We start from the raw sequence: 1,758 nt of genomic DNA, 5'->3' as shown, positions 1-1,758 counted from the left end.
CCTACACCCTTACCCCGGGACAACCACCGCCCGGGCTGGACTACCTTCCTGCGTCACCCCATCACTCACCTACTAACCGCTTGGGCCGGCGGCTCCACCACTTTCCTTTCCCCGAAGGGTCCGGAACGGCTTCACGGCCTTAGCATCACGATGCTCGATGTTTGACGCTTCACAGCGGGTACCGGAATATCAACCGGTTATCCATCGACTACGCCTGTCGGCCTCGCCTTAGGTCCCGACTTACCCTGGGCAGATCAGCTTGACCCAGGAACCCTTAGTCAATCGGCGCAAACGTTTCTCACGTTTGTATCGCTACTCATGCCTGCATTCTCACTCGTGAACCGTCCACAACTCGCTTCCGCGGCTGCTTCACCCGGCACACGACGCTCCCCTACCCATCACGATCCCCGTTGGGGGTACATATCGCAATGACACGACTTCGGCGGTACGCTTGAGCCCCGCTACATTGTCGGCGCGGAATCACTAGACCAGTGAGCTATTACGCACTCTTTCAAGGGTGGCTGCTTCTAAGCCAACCTCCTGGTTGTCTGTGCGACTCCACATCCTTTCCCACTTAGCGTACGCTTAGGGGCCTTAGTCGATGCTCTGGGCTGTTTCCCTCTCGACCATGGAGCTTATCCCCCACAGTCTCACTGCCGCGCTCTCACTTACCGGCATTCGGAGTTTGGCTAAGGTCAGTAACCCGGTAGGGCCCATCGCCTATCCAGTGCTCTACCTCCGGCAAGAAACACACGACGCTGCACCTAAATGCATTTCGGGGAGAACCAGCTATCACGGAGTTTGATTGGCCTTTCACCCCTAACCACAGGTCATCCCCCAGGTTTTCAACCCTGGTGGGTTCGGTCCTCCACGAAGTCTTACCTCCGCTTCAACCTGCCCATGGCTAGATCACTCCGCTTCGGGTCTTGAGCGTGCTACTGAAAACGCCCTGTTCGGACTCGCTTTCGCTACGGCTACCCCACCCGGGTTAACCTCGCAACACACCGCAAACTCGCAGGCTCATTCTTCAAAAGGCACGCAGTCACGACGCACCAAGCAAGCTTGATGCGCGACGCTCCCACGGCTTGTAGGCACACGGTTTCAGGTACTATTTCACTCCGCTCCCGCGGTACTTTTCACCATTCCCTCACGGTACTATCCGCTATCGGTCACCAGGGAATATTTAGGCTTAGCGGGTGGTCCCGCCAGATTCACACGGGATTTCTCGGGCCCCGTGCTACTTGGGTGTCTCACCAACGAGCCGCTGACGTTTCGACTACGGGGGTCTTACCCTCTACGCCGGACCTTTCGCATGTCCTTCGTCTACATCAACGGTTTCTGACTCGTCCTGTCGCCGGCAGACGACAGAAGTGAGATCCCACAACCCCGCACACGCAACCCCTGCCGGGTCTCACACGTATACGGTTTGGCCTCATCCGGTTTCGCTCGCCACTACTCCCGGAATCACGGTTGTTTTCTCTTCCTGCGGGTACTGAGATGTTTCACTTCCCCGCGTTCCCTCCACATACCCTATGTGTTCAGGTATGGGTGACAGCCCATGACGACTGCCGGGTTTCCCCATTCGGAAACCCCCGGATCAAAGCCTGGTTGACGGCTCCCCGGGGACTATCGTGGCCTCCCACGTCCTTCATCGGTTCCTGGTGCCAAGGCATCCACCGTGCGCCCTTAAAAACTTGGCCACAGATGCTCGCGTCCACTGTGCAGTTCTCAAACAACGACCAGCCACCCATCACCCCG

Annotated in this window: 1 rRNA gene; it reads right to left on the bottom strand. The window is 57.8% G+C overall.

From position 1 onward, the window contains the following. Positions 1-1,700: ribosomal RNA gene (locus ACF09K_RS34255) — 23S ribosomal RNA — on the bottom strand; the annotation flags it as partial. Positions 1,701-1,758 lie beyond the last annotated feature (58 nt).

The organism is Streptomyces sp. NPDC014882, from assembly GCF_043081325.1.
In the GTDB taxonomy this organism is placed as follows: domain Bacteria; phylum Actinomycetota; class Actinomycetes; order Streptomycetales; family Streptomycetaceae; genus Streptomyces.
This window is presented reverse-complemented; position numbering and strand designations above follow the sequence as displayed.